The 18,815-nt window shown below is 73.6% G+C and carries 20 protein-coding genes; 14 read left to right on the top strand and 6 right to left on the bottom strand.

What is annotated here, in order from left to right:
* Positions 1–58: 58 nt before the first annotated feature.
* Positions 59–676, bottom strand: coding sequence for a LuxR C-terminal-related transcriptional regulator (locus tag AB0C78_RS27805; RefSeq protein ID WP_151544402.1), 618 nt, complete (start codon positions 674–676; stop codon positions 59–61).
* 311 nt (positions 677–987) lie between these two features.
* Between AB0C78_RS27805 and AB0C78_RS27800 the strand changes: the two genes are divergently transcribed.
* Positions 988–1,761: an AfsR/SARP family transcriptional regulator gene (locus AB0C78_RS27800; RefSeq protein ID WP_360753223.1), complete on the top strand. Its 774-nt coding sequence runs from the start codon at positions 988–990 to the stop codon at positions 1,759–1,761.
* Between the two features lie 4 nt (positions 1,762–1,765).
* Here the strand turns inward: AB0C78_RS27800 and AB0C78_RS27795 are convergent, their stop codons facing one another.
* Positions 1,766–2,764 carry an LLM class flavin-dependent oxidoreductase gene (locus AB0C78_RS27795; RefSeq protein WP_360753220.1) on the bottom strand — a complete coding sequence of 333 codons (999 nt, stop codon included), beginning with the start codon at positions 2,762–2,764 and terminating at the stop codon, positions 1,766–1,768.
* Positions 2,765–2,948: 184 nt separating this feature from the next.
* On the opposite strand from AB0C78_RS27795, the gene AB0C78_RS27790 reads away from it, so the two are divergent.
* From AB0C78_RS27790 to AB0C78_RS27745, 10 genes are all read left to right on the top strand, one after another.
* Entirely contained in the window at positions 2,949–3,074 is a 126-nt protein-coding gene (locus tag AB0C78_RS27790) for a lasso RiPP family leader peptide-containing protein (protein ID WP_151544399.1), read from the top strand.
* 86 nt (positions 3,075–3,160) lie between these two features.
* Positions 3,161–4,963 (top strand): asparagine synthase-related protein, encoded by a 1,803-nt coding sequence (locus AB0C78_RS27785; protein WP_360753218.1) that lies wholly within the window; start codon positions 3,161–3,163, stop codon positions 4,961–4,963.
* A 14-nt stretch (positions 4,964–4,977) separates the two neighbouring features.
* On the top strand, positions 4,978–5,247 hold the full coding sequence (locus tag AB0C78_RS27780; RefSeq protein WP_151544397.1) for a lasso peptide biosynthesis PqqD family chaperone: 270 nt from the start codon (positions 4,978–4,980) through the stop codon (positions 5,245–5,247).
* 2 nt (positions 5,248–5,249) lie between these two features.
* The gene (locus AB0C78_RS27775; RefSeq protein WP_360753380.1) at positions 5,250–5,678 is read left to right on the top strand and encodes a lasso peptide biosynthesis B2 protein; all 429 of its coding nucleotides are present in this window, start codon (positions 5,250–5,252) and stop codon (positions 5,676–5,678) included.
* Positions 5,675–6,226 (top strand): MauE/DoxX family redox-associated membrane protein, encoded by a 552-nt coding sequence (locus AB0C78_RS27770; protein ID WP_360753216.1) that lies wholly within the window; start codon positions 5,675–5,677, stop codon positions 6,224–6,226. The genes AB0C78_RS27775 and AB0C78_RS27770 overlap by 4 nt, the downstream gene beginning before the upstream one ends.
* Complete coding sequence (locus tag AB0C78_RS27765; protein ID WP_360753213.1) at positions 6,223–7,206, top strand: ATP-binding cassette domain-containing protein; 984 nt, start codon at positions 6,223–6,225, stop codon at positions 7,204–7,206. The genes AB0C78_RS27770 and AB0C78_RS27765 overlap by 4 nt, the downstream gene beginning before the upstream one ends.
* The gene (locus AB0C78_RS27760; protein WP_360753210.1) at positions 7,203–8,033 is read left to right on the top strand and encodes an ABC transporter permease; all 831 of its coding nucleotides are present in this window, start codon (positions 7,203–7,205) and stop codon (positions 8,031–8,033) included. Before AB0C78_RS27765 ends, AB0C78_RS27760 begins: the two co-directional genes overlap by 4 nt.
* Before the next feature lie 65 nt (positions 8,034–8,098).
* The gene (locus AB0C78_RS27755; RefSeq protein ID WP_360753208.1) at positions 8,099–9,322 is read left to right on the top strand and encodes an AI-2E family transporter; all 1,224 of its coding nucleotides are present in this window, start codon (positions 8,099–8,101) and stop codon (positions 9,320–9,322) included.
* Positions 9,323–9,435: 113 nt separating this feature from the next.
* Positions 9,436–9,846, top strand: a complete 411-nt coding sequence (locus tag AB0C78_RS27750; protein ID WP_360753205.1) for a VOC family protein — start codon at positions 9,436–9,438, stop codon at positions 9,844–9,846.
* A 71-nt stretch (positions 9,847–9,917) separates the two neighbouring features.
* Positions 9,918–12,068, top strand: a complete 2,151-nt coding sequence (locus AB0C78_RS27745) for an acyl-CoA dehydrogenase (RefSeq protein WP_360753203.1) — start codon at positions 9,918–9,920, stop codon at positions 12,066–12,068.
* Positions 12,069–12,138: 70 nt separating this feature from the next.
* Here AB0C78_RS27745 and AB0C78_RS27740 read toward each other — a convergent pair whose 3' ends face one another.
* On the bottom strand, positions 12,139–12,855 hold the full coding sequence (locus tag AB0C78_RS27740) for a helix-turn-helix domain-containing protein (protein WP_360753200.1): 717 nt from the start codon (positions 12,853–12,855) through the stop codon (positions 12,139–12,141).
* Between the two features lie 88 nt (positions 12,856–12,943).
* Here AB0C78_RS27740 and AB0C78_RS27735 point away from each other — a divergent pair, with 88 nt between their 5' ends.
* Entirely contained in the window at positions 12,944–13,801 is an 858-nt protein-coding gene (locus AB0C78_RS27735) for an NAD(P)H-binding protein (RefSeq protein WP_360753198.1), read from the top strand.
* Positions 13,802–13,857: 56 nt separating this feature from the next.
* On the opposite strand, the gene AB0C78_RS27730 is transcribed toward AB0C78_RS27735, so the two are convergent.
* Both AB0C78_RS27730 and AB0C78_RS27725 read right to left on the bottom strand, forming a co-directional pair.
* A complete protein-coding gene (locus AB0C78_RS27730; protein WP_360753195.1) occupies positions 13,858–15,468 on the bottom strand; it encodes a CehA/McbA family metallohydrolase in 1,611 nt (536 codons plus the stop codon).
* A gap of 113 nt (positions 15,469–15,581) precedes the next feature.
* Entirely contained in the window at positions 15,582–15,977 is a 396-nt protein-coding gene (locus tag AB0C78_RS27725; RefSeq protein ID WP_360753192.1) for an ATP-binding protein, read from the bottom strand.
* 138 nt (positions 15,978–16,115) lie between these two features.
* On the opposite strand from AB0C78_RS27725, the gene AB0C78_RS27720 reads away from it, so the two are divergent.
* Complete coding sequence (locus tag AB0C78_RS27720; protein WP_360753189.1) at positions 16,116–16,925, top strand: helix-turn-helix transcriptional regulator; 810 nt, start codon at positions 16,116–16,118, stop codon at positions 16,923–16,925.
* The gene (locus AB0C78_RS27715) at positions 16,916–17,167 is read left to right on the top strand and encodes a DUF397 domain-containing protein (RefSeq protein ID WP_360753186.1); all 252 of its coding nucleotides are present in this window, start codon (positions 16,916–16,918) and stop codon (positions 17,165–17,167) included. The genes AB0C78_RS27720 and AB0C78_RS27715 overlap by 10 nt, the downstream gene beginning before the upstream one ends.
* A gap of 198 nt (positions 17,168–17,365) precedes the next feature.
* Here the strand turns inward: AB0C78_RS27715 and AB0C78_RS27710 are convergent, their stop codons facing one another.
* Positions 17,366–18,640 carry a DUF222 domain-containing protein gene (locus AB0C78_RS27710; RefSeq protein ID WP_360753183.1) on the bottom strand — a complete coding sequence of 425 codons (1,275 nt, stop codon included), beginning with the start codon at positions 18,638–18,640 and terminating at the stop codon, positions 17,366–17,368.
* Between the last annotated feature and the right edge of the window lie 175 nt (positions 18,641–18,815).

The raw sequence follows: 18,815 nt of genomic DNA, 5'->3' as shown, positions 1-18,815 counted from the left end.
GTCACGGGGTCGGCTGGGACGACTCCAGCGGGTCACCGGACGGGTCGTTCCGGCCGTTCTAGTCGTCGAGGAGGCCGTCGCGGCGGGCCTCGCGGTAGAGCGCGATCCGGTTGGAGGCGTCGCGTCCCGCCCGGGCGTACTTCTCCCGTGCGCGCGCGAGGTACTGCTTGACCGTGTGCTCGCTGATGCCCATCTGGCGGGCGACGGCGGCGCGGGTGAGGCCGCCGAGCCACAGCCGCATCGTCCGCAGTTCCTGCTCGGAGAAGCGCGGACGGCACGGGCCCGGCTCGCAGGGCGCGGGCGCCTCGCCGGCCACCGCGAGGATCGCCTCGACCAGCCGGCGCTGCCCCTCGGCGGACTCCTTGCGGACGAACGCGCGGGCGCCCGCCAGCTCGGCCCGGCGGGCGAGGTCGGCCTCGGCGCGCTCGGAGAAGACGACGATGCGGTGCCCGGCCGCGGCGAGCGCGGCGATCCGCTCGAACGCCGGCTCGCCGCCCGTCCGCGGGTCGATGACCAGGACGTCGGCGGCGAGGCGCGGGTCCAGCCCGTCGATGCTGGTGGCGGTGTCCACGATCTCGACGGGGCGCGGGTCGCCGTCGATCCAGGCGCGGACGCCGGACAGCACCACATCATGATCGTCGACGACGGCGACGGTGACTCGGCGGGTGGGAGCCATCGGGGAGCGGGTTCGACCTTTGTTCGGGCGGGGAGCGTGCGTGCGGGGAGTGTGCGTGCGAGCGGGGGCGAGGCGGGGGCGTGCGCGTACGCGCGGGTCAGTGCGGGTCAGTGCGGGGAGCGACAACCCCTCGATCTTACTGAGCGAGACCGTCCCGTCATAGAGAGTTTTGATTGGCCCGCCGGTGACGCCGCGCGCCCCCGGCGGTGCGGGAGCCATGACCCCCGAACGACCGTCATGACAGACGCCTCGACTCTGCGCAAACTGAGCCGTACTGCCGAAGCAGGCGTACCGACGCAGGGGGGAACCACATGTACGGGGTCGGTCTCAAGGTGCTCGGGCCGCTGGAGGCGGCCGTGGACGGCCGGCGGGCGGAGCTGCCGAAGGGCGGGCAGCGGGTGCTGCTCGCCGCGCTGGCGCTGAACGCGGGGCAGGTCGTCCCGCTCGATCAGTTGCTGGACCACCTGTGGGGCGACCGGCTGCCCGACCGGCCGCGCGGCGCGCTGTACTCCTGCGTGTCCCGGCTGCGGCAGTGGCTCGACCGGCACGCGCCCGGCTCGGCCGGGCTGCTCACCACCTCCTCCGGCGGGTACGTCCTGGAGCTCGGGCCCGGCGAGCTGGATCTGCTGCGCTTCCGCACGCTGATGCGCGAGGCCGCCGCGGCGGGGGAGCGCCGCGACCTCGCCGCCCAGTCGGCGCGGCTGCGGGAGGCGCTGGCGCTGTGGCGCGGGCCCGTCCTGGCGAACGTCCGGTCCGACACGCTCCAGCAGACGGAGGTGCCGCGGCTGACCGAGGAGTACCTGCGGGCGGTGGAGTGGCGGTGCGAGGTCGGGCTGGCGCTCGGCGAGCACGACGGGATGGTCGGGGAGCTGCGCGCGCTGACCGACCGGTACCCGTTCCGGGAGCGGTTCTGGTGGCAGCTGATGCTGGCGCTGTCGCGGTCGGGCCGCCGCGTGGAGGCGCTGGCCGCGTACCGGAAGGTCAGCTCGCAGCTGCGCGCCGAGTTCGGCGTCGACCCCGACCTCGAACTCCGCCGCCTGCAGATGGCGATCCTGCGCGACGACCATTCGGTCCTTTCACTGTGATCCGTCAGAGATTTCCGGCGGACATCGTCTTCGCGAGCAGTTCGTAGGAGCGCAGCCGCTCGTCCAGGTCGTGGACGAGCGTCAGCACCATGAGTTCGTCGGCGTCCGTGCCGGCGAGCAGTTCGCCGAGGCGTTTCCGGACGCTTTCCGGGTCGCCGATCACGTGGTGCGCCATGCGTTCGCGGAGAACCGCGTCCTCCTCCGCCGTCCAACGGATTTTCGCGGCGTCGCCGGGAGTGACGTTCGGGCCGTTCCGGACGCCCCTCAAGGACTGGGCCACGATCACTTTGGACGGTCCGGCGAGCCATTCCGCGCGCTCGGCGGAATCGGCGACGATGACCGACGCGGCGAGCAGCGTCCGCGGTTCCGGGAACGCCGCGGACGGCCGGAAGGCGTCGCGGTAGGCGCGGAGCGCCGGCTCGGCGTTCTGCGGCCGGATGTGGTGCGCGAACGCGAACGGCAGCCCCAGCTCGCCGGCGAAGCGGCCGTTCTCGACGCTCGATCCGAGCAGCCACACGTCCGGCGCGCCGTCCGCCGCCGGGACCGCGACGACCGGGTCGCCGGGCCGCGGCGCCAGCAGCCCGACCAGCTCGCGGACCTGCTCGCGGTACGCCTCCGACCCGGGCGGGCTGCTCACCCGGCGCAGCGCCTTCGCCGTGCTCATGTCGGTGCCGGGGGACCGGCCGACGCCGAGGTCGATGCGGCCCGGGTTCAGCGCCTCCAGCGTCCCGAACTGCTCGGCGACGACCAGCGGCGGATGGTTCGGCAGCATCACCCCGCCGGAGCCGACCCGGATCCGGGACGTGGCGGCGGCGAGCTGCGCGACCAGCACCGGCGGCGCGCAGCTGGCGATGAACGGGGCGTTGTGGTGCTCGGCGACCCAGTACCGGTGGTACCCCATCCGCTCGGCCTCCGGCGCCGTCCGCAGGGACTCCCGCAGCGCCCGCGCCGGCGACGAGCCCTGCCACACGGGCACGGTGTCGAGGATGGAGAGGATCGTCATCGCCGGCTCCTTCGATCGGTTCTGCCGTCCTGCCGATATTCGCGCCGGGAACAGGCGATCTCAATACCGCGCGGCTTCGCTGAAAGGCAACTGCAAGGTAAGTGAAATGACCTTCCTCCTAATGTGGTAGCGCAACGGGGAGGCCCATCCGGGGCCGTCCCGGTTCGCAAGGAGGGTGTGTTTCATGCAGCAGAAGGTCGCGGCTTACGAGCCGCCCGCGCTGATGGAGGTCGGCGGCTTCGCCGAGCTGACCCTCGGCCGGCCGAGCTGGGGATTCGAGAACGACTGGTCGTGCGTCATGCTCTGCTGACGGCCCGCGCGGCCCGTCGGCTCGGAACGGCTGTGCCGGCGCCGGTTCGCCCCGGCGCCGGCACGCTCCGCGAAAGGGAAAGGGAAATGGTCGAGTTCCGCGTCCTTCCGGACACCGCCGCGGCCGCCGCGCTGGCGGGCCCGGCCGACTCGCGGTTCGAGCACGCGTCGGGCCGCCCCTGGATCGCCGGACGCTGGGACCGGGAGAACGTCGTGTCCGCCGCGTGCGGGCGCGACCGCGTCGTGCTGTTCGGGCCGGCCGACACGACCCCGGACGAGCTGGAACGCGTCCTCGCCCGGGTCCGCTCCGTGCGGGACCTGGACGCGCTGTGCGGGCGGCTCGCCGGGAGCTTCCATCTGGTCGCCTCCATCGACGGGCGCGTCCGGGTGCAGGGCAGCGTGTCCGCCGCGCGGCAGGTCTTCCACACCTCGCTCGGCGGGGTGACCGTCGCCGGGGACGCGCCGGCGTCCCTGCCGGGCGACCACCGGGTGGACGAGGAGCTGCTCGCGGCGCGGCTCGTCGCGCCGTGGCCGCCGTGGCCGATCGCCGAGACGCCGCTGTGGACGGGCGTCGAGGCGGTCCCCGCCGGCTGCTACCTGGAGATCGGCGCCGACGGGCGGGGACGGCCCGTCCGGTGGTGGACGCCGCCGGAACCGCACCTGCCGCTCGCGGACGGGGCGCGCCGCGTCCGGCGGGCGCTGCACGACGCGGTCGCCGTGCGCGCGCGGGACGTCAAGACGGTCAGCGCCGACCTGTCCGGCGGGATGGACTCCACCAGCCTGTGCTTCCTCGCCGCCGACGAGGCGGACCGGCTCGTCACGACCCGCTGGGAGGCCGTCGACCGCGCCGACGAGGACCGGCACTGGGCGCGGCTCGCCGCCGAGGACCTGCCCGCCGCCGAGCACCTGGTGCTGGCCCGCGACACCGCCCCCACCTGGTTCGACGGGATCGCCGAGCCCGATCCGGACCCGGACGTCGAGGGGCCGTTCGCGTGGATCCGGACCCGGGCCCGGCTCACCCACCTGGCCCGCCGCGTCGCCGCCGCCGGCTCCGCGTCCCACCTGACCGGCCACGGCGGCGACGAGCTGTTCCTCGGCAACCCGCTCAACCTGCACACGCTGGCGCGGACGCGGGGCGGCGGCGCCGTCCGGCACCTGCGCGCCTACCGGGCGATGTACCGGTGGCGGCTGCTGCCCGCCGCGCGGGCGCTGCTGAACCGCGACACGTTCGGCGGGTGGCTCGCCGCATCGGCGGACACGCTCACCGACCCGGTCCGCGACGTCGGCGGCGCGCCCGCGTTCGGCTGGGGCATCGCCTACCGGCTGCCGCCGTGGGCGACCCCCGACGCCGCCGACGCGGCGCGGACGCTGTTCCGGCGGGTCGGCGCGTCCGGCGTCGAGCCGCTCGCACCGCTGCGCGGGCAGCACGCCGCGCTGCAGGACGCCCGGCTCTGCGGCGACACGATCCGCCGCGTCGACCGCCTCACCTCCCGCGAGGGCGTGGCCTGGCACGCGCCGTTCGTCGACGACCGGGTGATCGAGGCCGCGCTCGCCGTCCGCCTCCAGGACACGACGATGCCCGACCGCTACAAGCCCGCCCTGTCCGCCGCGATGGCCGGGATCGTCCCGGCCCGGATCCTCGGGCGCGCGACCAAGTCGGAGTACAGCGCGGAGGCCTACGACAGCCTGCGCCGGCACCGCGCCGACCTGCTCGGCCTGTGCGGCGACGGCATGCGCCTCGCGCGGCTCGGGCTCGTCGACGCCGCCGCGCTGCGCGCCGTGCTGGAGGCGCTGCCGCCCTCGTCCCTGACCCTGATGCCGCTGATCAGCACGTTCGCCTGCGAGACGTGGCTGCGCGCCGTCGAGCGCGACCGCGTCCCGAACCCATGAACCGGAGGCCCGAGATGCCCGTGACTCCCGGGGCGTCGCTGTCGCCCCACGTGACCATGACCGAGACCGAGCACGGCACGGTGCTGCTGGACGAGCGCACCGGCCGCTACTGGGCGCTGAACGCGACCGGCACCACCGTGATCCGGCTGCTGCTGGACGGCGGGACCGTCGACGACGCCGTCCGGGAGCTGCGGGAACGGCACCCGGACGCGGCGGAGCGGGTCACCGCCGACGTCGCCGCGTTCGTCCGGACGCTCCGCGACGCCGAGGTGATGACCCCGTGACGATGCCGGTCGCGCTGGAGCCGTCCGTCCCGCTGACGCGGCGGCGCAGGGCCGGGGCCCGCGCCGCGGTGGGCGCCGCCCGGCTGATCGCGGCGCTGCCGCCGCGCCGGCTGCGCCGCGTCCTCGCCGTCCTGCGGCGCGGCGCGCGTCCCGCGACGGGGGAGGAGGCGCTCGCGGCGCGGCAGGCGGTGGTGACGGTGAGCGTCCAGTGCGCCGGGCAGGGCTGCCTGCAGCGGTCCCTCGCGACGGCGCTGCTGTGCCGCGCGGGCGGGACGTGGCCGGACTGGTGCACCGGCGTCCGCCTGGAGCCGTTCCGGGCGCACGCGTGGGTGGAGGCGGACGGGGAGCCGGTCGGCGAGCGCGCCGAGGTGCTCGCGTTCGCCAAGACGATGGTCGTCGCGGCGCCCGGCAGCGCGCAGGCGGACCGATGACGGGCCTGGTCCTGCTCGGCTGCCGGGCGCTGATCCTCACCGTGTTCGCCGCCGCGTTCGTCGGGAAGGCGCGCAGCGCGGCCCGGTTCCACGGGTTCGTGCGGTCGGTCCGGCAGTTGGCGATCCTGCCGGAGCGGGTCGCGGCCCCGGCGGGCGCGCTGGTCGTCGCGGGCGAGGGCACGGCGGTGGTCTTGCTCGCGGTGCCGGCCGCGGCCCGCGCCGGATTCGCGCTGGCGTCCGTCCTGCTCGCCCTGTTCATCGGCATCGCGGTGCGCGCCGTCCGCGGCGGCGTCTTCGCCGAATGCCGCTGCTTCGGCTCGAAGGGCTCGGTGATGGGGCAGGCGATGATCGTCCGGAACCTGCTGCTGCTCGCCGCCGCGCTGCCGGGCGCCGTCGCGGGCGCGCCCGTCCCGGCCGGGCGGCCCGCCGCGGCGCTGGCCGCGGTCGCCGCCGGGGCGTTCGGCGCGTGGGCCTTCACCCGCTGGTACGACCGGCTCGTCGCGGCGCTGATGAAGCGGCTGCTCGCCCCGGCGCGGAACGCGGGATGACCGCCGTGTCCGGCCGGGCGGCGGAGTACGCGATCGAGGCCGCGGGCGTCAGCAAGTGGTTCGGGCCCGTCCAGGCGCTGGACGGGGTGACGGTCGCCGCGCCGCCCGGCTCCGTGCTCGGGCTCCTCGGCCACAACGGCGCCGGGAAGACCACCCTCGTCAACGTGCTCGCCACGCTGTGCCGGCCCACCGCCGGCACCGCCCGCGTCGCCGGGTACGACGTCGTCCGGCAGTCCCGCGAGGTGCGCCGCCGGATCGCGCTGACCGGGCAGTTCGCGGCCGTCGACGAGCAGATCTCCGGCCGCGACAACCTGGTGCTGGTCGCCCGGCTCCGCGGGACCGGGCGGCGCGCCGCGCTCCGCCGCGCCGCCGAGCTGCTGGAGACGTTCGACCTGACCGGCGCGGCCGACCGGCCGGTGCGCGGCTACTCCGGCGGGATGCGGCGCCGCCTCGACCTCGCCGCCAGCCTGACGGGCCGCCCCGAGGTGCTGTTCCTCGACGAGCCCACCACCGGCCTCGACCCCGCCGCCCGCCTCGCCACCTGGGCGGCCGTCGAGGGCCTCGTCCGCGACGGCACGACCGTCGTGCTCACCACCCAGTACCTCGACGAGGCGGACCGGCTCGCCGACACCATCACCGTGCTCGCCGACGGCCGGGTCGTCGCGTCCGGCGCGCCCGCCGACCTGAAGGCCCGCGTCGGCGGGCGCACCGCCACCGCGCGGCTCGCCGGGCCGGACGCCGTGCGGGCCGCCGCCCGCGCGCTGCGCACCGAGGGCCTCGGCCCCGAGTACGACCCGCGCCGCGACGTCCTCGCCGTCCCGCTGACCGGCCCCCGCGACCTCGCGGTGGTCGCGCGGACGCTGGACGCCGAGGTCGCGGGCGACTACGAGCTGGCCGTGACGGCGCCGACCCTCGACGACGTGTACCTGTCGCTGATCGGCCCCGCCCGCCCGGGCGCGCCGGTGAGGCGGGCGCCGTGACCGTCGACGCGCCCGCCGAGGAGGCCGCCGCCACCGCGGCGGCGCCCCCGCAGGACGCCGGGGTCTGGACGCAGCTGCGCGTCCTCACCGGACGGTCGCTGCGCGCGCTCGTCCTCGACCCGCGGCTCGTCGTCGCGAGCATGCTCGGGCCGCTGCTGATGCTCGGCATGTTCAGCCAGCTGTTCGGCAGCGTCGCGCGGGCGCCCGGCTTCCCGCCCGGCGTCCGCTACGTCGACTTCCTCGTCCCGGCGATCATGGTGACGTCGGCGATGCAGGCCGCGCTGAACACCGCGGTCGGGCTCACCCAGGAGATGCGGAACGGGATCATCGCCCGGTTCCGGTCGATGCCGATCTGGCCCGGGTCGGTGCTGCTCGCCCGCAGCGCCGCCGACACCGTCCGCTGCGCGCTCCAGCAGCTGCTGCTCCTCGTCCTCGCGGCGGCGCTGCTCGGGTTCCGCCCGGCGGGCGGGCCGCTCGGCGCGCTCGGCGCCGCCGCGCTCGCGCTCGCCGTCGGCTGCTGCCTCGGCTGGATCTTCATCGCCATCGCCTGCTGGATCCGCAACACCGAGCTGGTGCAGAGCGTCGCGGGCCTCGCGACGTTCCCGCTGATCTTCGCGTCCAACGCGTTCGTCCCGGCGAGCGCCCTGCCCGGCTGGCTGCGCGCGGTCGCCGCCGCCAACCCCGCCACCTACGGGATCCGGGCGGCACGCTCCGCCGCGCTCGGCGAGCCGGCGCTCGCCGACGCCGCCACCGCCCTCGCCGTCAGCGCCGCCGTCGGCGCCGCCGCGGCCGCGCTCGCGATCAAGGGCTTCCGGCGCGGTCTGTGAGCGGGTCCGGCGCATAGAGTTCCAGGAGTGGGGGAGAAGACCGGCGTCCCGGCGGAGGGACGCGGATGAACGACGATCGACACCGGCGGTCCGCGGCGTCGGCCTCGCCACCGGCGCCGCCCCTGCTCAGAGCGGCCGCGGCCTGGTCCTGGCGGCTGATCGCCATCGGCGCGGTCGGCTACGGCATCGTGTGGATCATCGGCACGCTGAAGATCGTCTTCCTGCCGTGCGCGATCGCGCTGTTCCTGTGCGCGCTGCTGCGCCCCCTCACCGCCCGGCTCGAACGGGCCGGGCTGCCGTCCCTCGCCGCCACCTGGATCACCATGCTGCTCGCCCTCGCCGTGCTCGGCGGGATCGGCACGTTCGTCGGCATCCAGGCGAACCAGGAGTTCCCCAAGCTCGCCACCGAGGTGCAGTCCACCGCCCGCTCCCTGCAGCACTGGCTGGAGACCGGCCCGCTGCACGTCAAGCACTCCCAGATCCAGAACTCCATCGACCAGGGCATCGACTACCTGGAGAAGCGGCGCGGCAAGATCGCGAACACCGCGGTGCAGGCGGGCGCGGTCACCGTCGAGGTGCTCGCCGCCATCGTGCTGCTGCTGTTCATCACGTTCTTCCTGCTCAAGGACGGCGCGCGGATCTGGGACTGGACGATCGCCGGGACGGGCCGCTACCGCCCCCGCATCGACCGGGCCGGCCGCGCCGCCTGGGAGACGTTGTCGCAGTACGTGCACGGCACCGTCATGGTCGCCGCGATCCACGCCGTGGTGCTGGCGATCGTGCTGGCCGTCCTCGGCGTCCCGCTGGTCGCGCCGCTCGCCGTGGTGATCTTCCTGGGGAGCTTCATCCCGATCGTCGGGATCCTGGTCGGCGGCGCGCTCGCGGTCGCCGTCGCGTTCGCCGCCAAGGGCGGCGTCATCGCGCTGATCTTCCTCGGTGTGCTGATCATCGAGCACCAGGCCGAGAGCCACCTGCTGCAGCCGCTGCTGGTCGGCCGGCTCGTCCGGCTGCACCCGCTCGCCATCATCCTGGCGATCAGCATCGGCGGGATCGTCGGCGGCATCCCCGGCGCGGCCGTCGCGGTGCCGATCGCCGCGGTCGTCTACCGGGCCTGGCCCGCCCTCCGCGACCCGCCCGAGGACCTGCCCCCCGAAGTGGCCGCCGCCACCGAGAAGCCCGCAGACGACGGGCGGTCCGAGAAGTCCGAGGGGGGAGACGGCGGCCCGCGAGGGGACCGGGACGACGGCGAGTCCGGCGGGAAGGCAGGCCCGGAGAAGCCCGGCGGCTGACCGCGCGTGCCCCTCCGCCCGTCGGCCCGTCCGCCCGTCCGGAATGGCGCGGCGGCCCCGGGTAGCGGGCGCGATGATTTCAGGCGGCGGCGGAGGTCTGTCCCGCCATGGAAATGAAACTGGAAGTCGTGCCGGTGCCCGTCTCCGACGTGGACCGCGCCAAGGAGTTCTACGGCGAGCGGGCCGGGTTCGCCGTCGACCTCGACCGGACCGTCCCGGGCGGGATGCGGATCGTCCAGCTGACCCCGCCCGGCTCCGGCTGCTCGATCCACCTGGTCACCGGCGGTTCCCCCGGCGGCCTCAGCGGCCTGACGCTGGTCGTCTCCGACGTCGTCGCGGCGCGGAAGGAACTCGCCGGACGCGGCGTCCCCGTCGGCGACGTCGTGCACTTCGAGAACGGCGTGCAGGTCAAGGGGCCGGGTACGGAGCCGTGGAGCACGATGGCGTTCTTCGCCGACCCGGACGGCAACGCGTGGGTGGTCCAGGAGCGTCCGCGGGGGGCCGGTGGACAGGACGGGGTGTAAGCGAGCAATTATTAGCTGAGCGGCACACCACCCGACATGCGCCGCAGGCGCGGAACACCCTGGGAGGATCCATGGCGATCGCCATCGGCGAGGAGCATCGCGAACTTGCGCGGACGGCGCGCGCGTTCCTGCGCGACCACGACGCGCGCGCCGCGAACCGGGCGCTGCTGGAGGCCGGCGAGGAGACGCTCCCAGCGTTCTGGAAGGAGTTCGCCGGTCTCGGCCTGCTCGGCCTGCACCTGCCCGAGGAGCACGGCGGCGGCGGGTACGGGCTCCCGGAGCTCGTGGTCGTCGCGGAGGAGATCGGCCGGGCGGTCGCCCCGGGGCCGCTCGTCCCGACCATGGCGGCGTCCGCGGTGATCGCCGCGCGCGGGGACGACGACCAGCGCGCGCGGCTGCTGCCCGGCCTCGCGTCCGGCGAGGTCCCGGCCGCGCTCGGCCTGGACGGCTCGGTGACCGTGCGGGACGGCGCCGCGTCCGGCGAGGCGGTCGTGCTCGGCGGCGGCCTCGCCGGCCTGCTGCTCCTCACCGCCGGCGACGACGTGGTGATCGTCCAGGCGGACGCGGCGGGCGTGACCGCCGAGGTTCCGGCGAACCTCGACCCGTCCCGCCGCGCCGCCCGCGTCCGGCTCGACGGGGCGCCGGCCGAGGTCATCGCGGGCGCCGCCGGCCACGCGACCGCGATCGCCCGCACCCTCTACTCCGCCGAGGCGGTCGGCGGCGCGCTCGAATGCGTCGAGTCCGCCACCGAGTACGCGAAGGTCCGGCAGCAGTTCGGCCGCACGATCGGCACGTTCCAGGCCGTCAAGCACCACTGCGCGAACATGCTGGTGGCCGCCGAGCTCGGCACCGCCGCCGTGTGGGACGCGGCCCGCGCCGCGTCCGGGCCGTCCGACCAGTTCGAGCTGGCCGCCGCGGTCGCCGCCGCGCTCGCCGTCCCGGCCTTCCTCGACGACTCCGGGCTGAACATCCAGGTGCACGGCGGCATCGGCTTCACCTGGGAGCACGACGCGCACCTGCTGATGCGCCGCGCCGCCGCGATCGAGGCCGTCGTCGACCCGGAGGCCGCCGCCCGCGACGTCACCCGGCTGCTCGCCGCCGGCGTCGTCCGCGCCACCACCCTCGACCTGCCGCCGGAGGCGGAGGCCAAGCGCGCCGAGGTCCGCGGGCTGGCCCGCGAGATCGCCGCGCTGTCCCCCGACGAGCAGCGCCGCAGGCTGATCGAGACCGGCTACGTCCAGCCGCACTGGCCGAAGCCGTGGGGCCTGGAGGCCCCGGCCGGGCTCCAGCTCGTCATCGACGAGGAGTTCAAGGCCGCCGGCGTGAAGCGCCCGCAGTACGGCATCACCAGCTGGAACATCCTCACCATCATCCAGCACGGCTCCCCGGAGCAGATCGACCGCTGGGTGCGGCCCGCGCTGCTCGGCGAGGAGATCTGGTGCCAGCTGTTCAGCGAGCCCGAGGCCGGGTCGGACGCCGCCTCGGTGAAGACCCGCGCCGTGAAGACCGACGGCGGCTGGATCGTCAACGGCCAGAAGGTGTGGACGAGCGGCGCCCACTACTGCCGCTGGGGCTTCGCGACCGTCCGCACCGACCCCGACGCGCCCAAGCACGCCGGCGTCACCATGATGGTGATCGACATGGAGCACCCGGGCGTCGAGGTCCGCCCGCTCCGCCAGATCACCGGCGACTCCGACTTCAACGAGGTGTTCTTCTCCGACGTCTTCGTGCCCGACGCCGACGTCGTCGGCACCCCCAACCAGGGCTGGACGGTCGCGCGCGCCACGCTCGGCAACGAGCGCGTCAGCATCGGCGGCGGCGCCGGCGGCTCCTACCAGCTGCCCGACCTGGTGAAGCTGTGCACCGAGCACCCGGACCGCGTCCCGGCCGGCGCCGAGCGCGTCGGCGCCCACGAGGCCGAGGGGCAGGCGCTGCGGCTGCTCAACCTGCGCAGCGCGGAGCGCGCCGTCGCGGGCGGCGAGCCCGGCCCCGAGGGCAACATCACCAAGCTCGTCCTCGCCGAGCACGGCCACGCCGCCGCCGCCCTGCTGTCGGCCTACGCCGGTCCAGAGCTGGTCTTCTCCGAGGGCCTCGGCGCGTTCGCGGGCCGGATGCGGCTCGGCTCCCGCGGCATGTCCATCGCGGGCGGCACGTCCGAGATCACCCGCAACCAGATCGCCGAGCGCATCCTCCGCCTCCCCCGCGACCCCCTCATCAAGTAACCCGGGCCCCGGGGTTCCAGCGGGCCCCCTGGAACCCCGGCCCCCGGGCTCACGAACGCCGGCGGGAGGCTCACCCGCCGGCGATCACCCGGTCGAGCCACTCGGTCAGGAGCCGCCGCTCGCCCTCGGTCAAGGCGGTGAGGCCGGGGGCGATGGCGCGGAAGGCGACCGCCGTCGCGGTCGATCCGCCCGCCGTGCCGCCGGGCGCGTCGACGAGGATCTGCCGGAGCACGGCCTCGAACATGGTCTCGGCCAGGGCGGGATCGCGGTCCTCGGGCGGTGTCGCCAGCAGTGTCTGGATGGTGCCGATCCCGGCGGCTTGTATGAGGTCGACGGCGCGGCGTTCGCTGACCCGCAGCCGTCCGGACTCGGCGACGCGGTGGACCCGTGACTCCAGGACGCGCCGGCCCGACCGCGCCGCCGGGGACCGCAGCACCCGGTCGGGGTCGCTGAAGAGGCGGAAGAGCGCCGGGTTCGCGACGCCGAACTCGATCTGCGTCTGCCATCCCGCGCGCAGATCGTCGAGCGGGTCGACCTCATCTTCCGACGCCGCCCGCACGATGGCCGCCTTCGCGAAGACGTGCGTCGCCATCACGTGCTCGGCCACGGCTTCCAGCAGGCCGTCCTTGTCGCCGAAGAGGCGGTAGATCGCCGGGGCCTGCACGCCCGCGGCCTCGGCGACCCCGCGGGTGGTCACCGCCGCCGGCCCGTCCTCCTGGAGAAGGCGGGCCGCGGCGTCGATGATCCGCGCTCGCGTGTCGGCACGGCGGCTCGGCGCTTCGGTCATGTTCCAACGATATCGCCCTCTTGCTATCACTGATTTATCACTGTTACCGTCATGTTGATAACAGCGATAACAAATCAGGGGATGTCGCATGATCGTCATTACCGGCGCGACCGGCGCGCTCAACGGCGCCACCACCGACCACCTGCTCGAGCGGCTGCCGGCCGGCGAGATCGCGGTCGTGGTGCGCGACCCGGCCAAGGCCCGGCGGTTCGCCGACCGCGGGGTCGAGGTGCGCCACGGCGACTACGCCGACCCGGCCTCGCTCCCGGCCGCGTTCGCCGGGGCCGACCGGCTGCTGCTCGTCTCGTCCAACGACCCCGAGGCCGACGCGGTCGCGCTGCATCGCAACGCGATCGAGGCGGCCGTCGCCGCCGGGGCGGGGCGCATCTACTACACGAGTCACCAAGGCGCGGCTCCGAACACCCCGTTCGGCCCGGGACGCGACCACGCGGCCACCGAGCGGCTCCTCGCCGACTCCGGCGTCCCGTGGACCTCCCTGCGCAACGGCTTCTACACGCACAGCCTCGCCTGGCTACTGGGGCCGTGGCGGCAGACCGGCCGCATCACCGTCCCGGCCGACGGACCGGTGTCCTGGACGGCGCGCGAGGACGCGGCCGAGGCCGCCGCGGTCATCCTCGCCGCCGAGGACGGCTATGACGGACCGGTCACCCTGACCGCGAAGGCCGCACCGACGTTCACCGAGATCGCCGAGATCGCGTCCGAGCTCACCGGACGCGCCATCAGCGCCGAGGTGCTTCCCACGGACGCGTGGGTCGCCGACCGCGTCGCCGCCGGCCAGCCCGAGCCCATGGCCCGGTTCACCCTCGGCATGTACGAGGCCGCCTCCCAAGGCTTCTTCGCCGGAGTCGACCCCCGGCTCGGCACCCTTCTCGGGCGCGAGCCGCGGACCGTCCGCGACGTCCTCAGCGAACTGCCGCCTCAATGAACCGGCGATGACCCTGGCCAACGCGCCGAACGAGCCGACGCGACACCCGGCCGCGTTCAGGTGCGGTTGAGGAAGATGGGGTTGGTGAGGGCGGCCATCGGGCCCCAGACGAGGGACGGGCCCATCGTGTTGCCCTTGCCGGGGCCGCCGTCGGCCATCGGGTGCCGGACCTCCGCCCGCACGTACGCCGCGAGCGACGTCGTCGTCCGCCAGACCACGGTGCCCGTCCCGGAGGCCGGAAGCGACTCCTGGTGCATCTGGCCCTCGTCCGTGATGAACCGGACGGTCCCGTTCGGCACGCCGGACACCTCCAGCCGCACGTCGACGGGCGCGTCGGCCTTCGCGGTCAGCGTGTCCGCGATCCCCGCCTTCCGTCCCCCGGCGGTGGCGGTGAACGCCAGGTTCACCGCGGACGACTCGGCGATCCAGCTCCGTCCGGCGCGGATCCCGTCCAGGACGGCGCCGGTGCTCAGCTCGTCGGCGTACACGACGTTGTGCGGCAGCCCGATGACCTGCGGTTCGCTGTGCGCGTCGCTGTTGCCCATCGCGGGCAGCCAGCCCTTGCCCGACCGCACCGCCTCCCCGAGCCGGGCGTCCCACGTGTCGACGGCGGACTCGTCGTCATAGGTCCACGGGCCGTTCCACACCTCGACCGCGTCCGCGTCGTCGTAGCCGAACTTCCACTGGCACGCGACGTAGGGGCAGTACGGGTGAGCCGGCACCACCACGCCGCCGGACCGGCGCACCTGGCGGGCGAACCGGCCGAAGTCGTCGTCGCGCGAGCGGTACCGCCAGTCGACCCACTCGCCGGCGGGCAGGCCGAGCGCCAGCCAGTGCCCGTTGCGGGTGGTGACCTCCTCGCCGGTGATGATGAGCAGGTCGTCACCGGCGAACTCGCCCCAGACACTGTGGGACGACGACGTGTTGTGGTCGGTGGACACCATGAAGTCGAGCCCCGCCGCCCGCGCCCCGGCCGCCACCTCCGACGGGAGCCGCCGGCCGTCGGAGTGGACGGTGTGCAGGTGGCCGTCGCCCCGGTACCAGGCCCGGCCGCGCCCCTTCGCCCTGGTGGGCGGGTAGTTCGGCGTGAACGGGGCGCCGCCCCTCCCGTACGTCAGGGTGATCTTGACCTGGTAGTCCATGCCCTGCGGCGCGACCTGGTACGGGCCGAGGACGATGTTCCAGGTCCCGGCGCCGATCGGCCCCGGGAGGTAGCCGGGCGTGGCCTCCGCGGCGCTGATCTCGAACGAGGTGCGGAAGCCCCCGGACCAGCCGCGGAACCCCTTCCCGCCCAGCTTGACGCCGCGCTGGTCGAAGACGCCGATGTCGCACGAGTTGCCGGGCGTGCCCGCCGGAACGGCCGGCCGGTCGTAGGAGTACTCGACCGCGATCTTCTGGACGCCCTTCGGCACCTCGACGGGCAGGTACACGAAGTCCGCGGCGCCGGTCTCCAGGTGCCCGGTGACGGTGCGGCTGGCCTCCTCACCCCCGCCGGGCGCCGCCGCGGGTCCGGTGGCGGCGCGCGCCCGCGGGAAGGAGACGGGGACGAGGGTCAGCGCCGCACCGGTCGCCGCCGCCATCAGCAGCCGCCGCCGGTCCAGCGTGTGGGCGCCGTCGTCGTCCGGTAGCGCGGCGGCGTGACGCTCGCAGTGTCCATCAAGGCACATGGCCATCCTCACCGAGAAGGGAGAAACCCCTGCATGCTCGGCCGCCCCGCCGAAGCCCAGATGATCTTCCGATTGCCCGCAGCCGTCGCCGACATGACGAGTAGGGCGCGCGCTCAGGGATCGAGGACCGCGAAGACGACCTTGCCCGGGCTCCCGGCGACCGGCCGGACTCCCCAGCAGCGGGTGAGCCGGTCGACGATGAACAGTCCCCGCCCCGCCTCGCTGACGGTGTCGGCCCGCTGGACGCACGGCAGCTCGCACGACGCGTCCTGCACCTCCATCCACAGCGCGCCGTCCTCGGCCCGCCCGATCCGGAACGTCACATCGTCGTCGGACGCCGAGGCGTACCGCAGCGCATTGGTAACGAGCTCGCTGGCCACCAGGCACGGCACGAAGTCGTCCACACCCCACTGACCCGTGACCAGCCGCACGAACCCCCGCACCTCCGCCACGACCGCGAGATCCTGCTTCACCGCCATCTCGTTCTCACGCCCCGCCGCCTCGCCCATGATCCCTCTCCTCACTGTGTGTGTTCTCATGCACACAGTGAGCCATTTTCGGACTACGATGCGCCTACCGCTTCGAGGTGGCAGACAGCGGTAGACGTGTGACGCGGCTCGACAGATTTCCCGGAGAGGTAGGAGCCAATGCCCCCGCGACGCCAACGCCCCCGTGAGTCCCCCGCCCTTGTCGCCTTCGGCCGTCAGATGCGACGGTTGCGGGAGGCCAAGGGCGTCAAGCAGGAGACCATCGCTCACCTGACCAAGGTGAGCGGCCCTCAGGTCAGCCGAATCGAGAACGGAAAGAAGCGTGCTACACGCTCGTTCGTGGTCACAGTGGACGACTATCTGGAGGCGGACGGCTCTCTCATCAGCCTGTGGGAGGACCTGAACAAGGACGGCCATCCGGTACCGATCTGGTTTGACTGGCCACAGGTCGAGTCGGACGCAGTGATGCTGGTGAGCTGGGAGAACTCGGTGATCCCGGGACTGGCTCAAACGCCTGCCTACGCTCTGGCCATGCTGCGCGGCAACCAGGATGCCGCCGACGCTCGCATCAGCCGCCAGGCTGTCCTCGCCAAGGACGATGACTCAGCCTCACCGACGATCCTGTTCCTGCTCGACGAACACGTGCTTCACAACCTGGTCGGGACGGCGGAGACGATGCGGGAACAGCTCGAGCACCTCCTCGAGCTGAGTTCGTTGCCGAACGTCACGATTCAAGTAGTGTTGGGAAGCGGTGAACACGAGGGTGTCCTGGGCTCATTCGTGGTCGCGACGATGGAGGATCGAAGCGAGGTCGCATATATCGAGACAGCGGTTCGAGGCATCACTACCGACAGTCCAGCAGATCTGTCCATCCTGGCGCGAACCCTGGTCGAGCTCCGTTCACGGGCGCTCACACAAGCGATGTCTCGTGAACTGATCCGAAAGGTCATCCAGGAGAAATGGACCTGACGAACGCCAAGTGGCGCAGGAGCAGCTACAGCGGCCCCAATGGCGGGAACTGCGTCGAGCTGGCGGGGGTTTCGTGGCGAAAGAGCAGCTACAGCGGTTCCAACGGCGGCAACTGTATCGAGCTGGCGGACGCGGTGGATGCGGTGGCGGTGCGGGATAGCAAGGACCCGGACGGGCCCGTTCTGCTGGTCACCCGCGCGGCTCTGCGGAGCGCCGTGAACGCCGCCCGCGCGACCCGCTGACCGTCCCATCGCCTTCCGCGAGGCTGAGTCGCGGCGGGCCGTCCGCCTAACCCCCTGGTCGGCCCGCTGCGCACCACGGAGGGCGTCCGTCACCTCGCCGTGACGGTCTGGATCCTTCCTTCGGACGCTGGACGCCTTGAACCGCCACCGGCGATGCATCGGCGTTGGCGGGTGCCGGGGTGGCGTCGGATGTGATCGTTATGCGGCCCAGCCGAGGGGCGAATCGGGTGGGCCGATACTTCCCGGTGGCCCGGTCCCGGTCGCGGATCCTCGGGCGTCGGGTGGTGGCAGCAGCCGGTAGACGTAGCGCCCGTCGCGATCCTTGGTGATCTGGATCTGGTCTGGGTTGGTGTGCTTGAAGCGGTTGTGCCATCCGCAGGTGAGGGCGAGCTGATCAATGTCGGTGGGGCTCTTGCCGAGTGCCCATCCGTTGACATGGTCGACTTCGCACAGCGTGCCTGGGGTCTCGCATTCCCTTACCGCGCATGTGGGGTAGAGGGTTTCGAGGACCTGGCGTTGGGCTGCGCTGGCGAACCGTTCTCGGTGGCCCAAGTAGAGCGGGGTGTTCCCGCGTCCGAGCAGGAGGGGTGAGACTCCGGCTGAGAGGGCGATGCGGCGGGCCTGGGCTGCGGGGATCGGCGTGCCGTCAGTGAGGCGGGCCGGGGCGTTGCCTCCGGTGAGCGTCTCAAGGTCGCAGATGACCGTCACCTTGGTGGCCTTGTGTCCGCCGGACAGGACGTTGGACAGGGCCGCTGCTGTCCGCTCGGGGAGGTCGCGGCGGTCGTCGGGTCCGGCCGGCTTGGCCAGCGGAGCCAGGGTGCCGTCCCAGATCGCGGCGTCTTCGGGGTTCAGCCAGCCTTTGACGTACCGGCCGCCGTCCAGGGAACGGGTGGTGGTGAGCCAGGACTTGGCGTAGCCACGTTTGGTGTCCTCGTCGGGGGCGTCTTCGGTGTCGTCGCGTTCGGCGATGAGGTCGCGGATGCGGCGGCCGAACGCGGCGACCTTCCCGGCGGAGAAGCCCTGGTCGACGAACCCGAGGAGGGTTGTCTCGGCTTCGGCGCAGTCGGTGTCGTCCAGGCGGGCGATCGAGTCGGCCACTGTGGTGGCGTAGCCGAAGGGCATCTCCCCGGCCGCCAGCCGCTCAGTTACTTGCGGAAGGCGGTGGCGCTGCCGGGCGAGGGTGAGGCGTTCCTTGGCGCGGTTGTCGCGCATGCCGAGGCGTGACCGCAGCCACGCCTGGGTGGAGGGATAGCCCCACCGCTGCTGCTCCCCGGTGGCGTCGACCCGGCCGATGAATCCGGCCAGCGCGCTTTCCTGCATATCTGCTGCGGCCGCAAGGGTTTCGGTGAGTTCCAGGCAGGCGGCGGCTGATTCGGGGGCGTCTCTGGTGGCGAGTTCAGTGGCGATGGCGGAGAGCGCGTTCACCAATTCCATGGTGGACGCGGCCCCGAGCTCGACCGTCACTGATTGCATACGTAAATAGTACCCTGTGTGACTGACATTCGAGGCCGTTCGAGGCACATTCTTCTCGGTATTTTTGGCGGGAAAGGCTGCCGGGCCTCGCGGCTCCTGGGCGCTCTTGGCGTCACATACGCAGTCGAGTCTCGGCCCTTACGGAAGGGGGTGGTGGGGTGGCGCGACCCGGGGG

This window comes from Actinomadura sp. NPDC048394, from assembly GCF_040651755.1.
GTDB lineage: Bacteria > Actinomycetota > Actinomycetes > Streptosporangiales > Streptosporangiaceae > Spirillospora > Spirillospora montaniterrae.
Note: the sequence above shows the minus strand (reverse complement) of the source record. Positions and strands in the feature narration are given on the sequence as shown.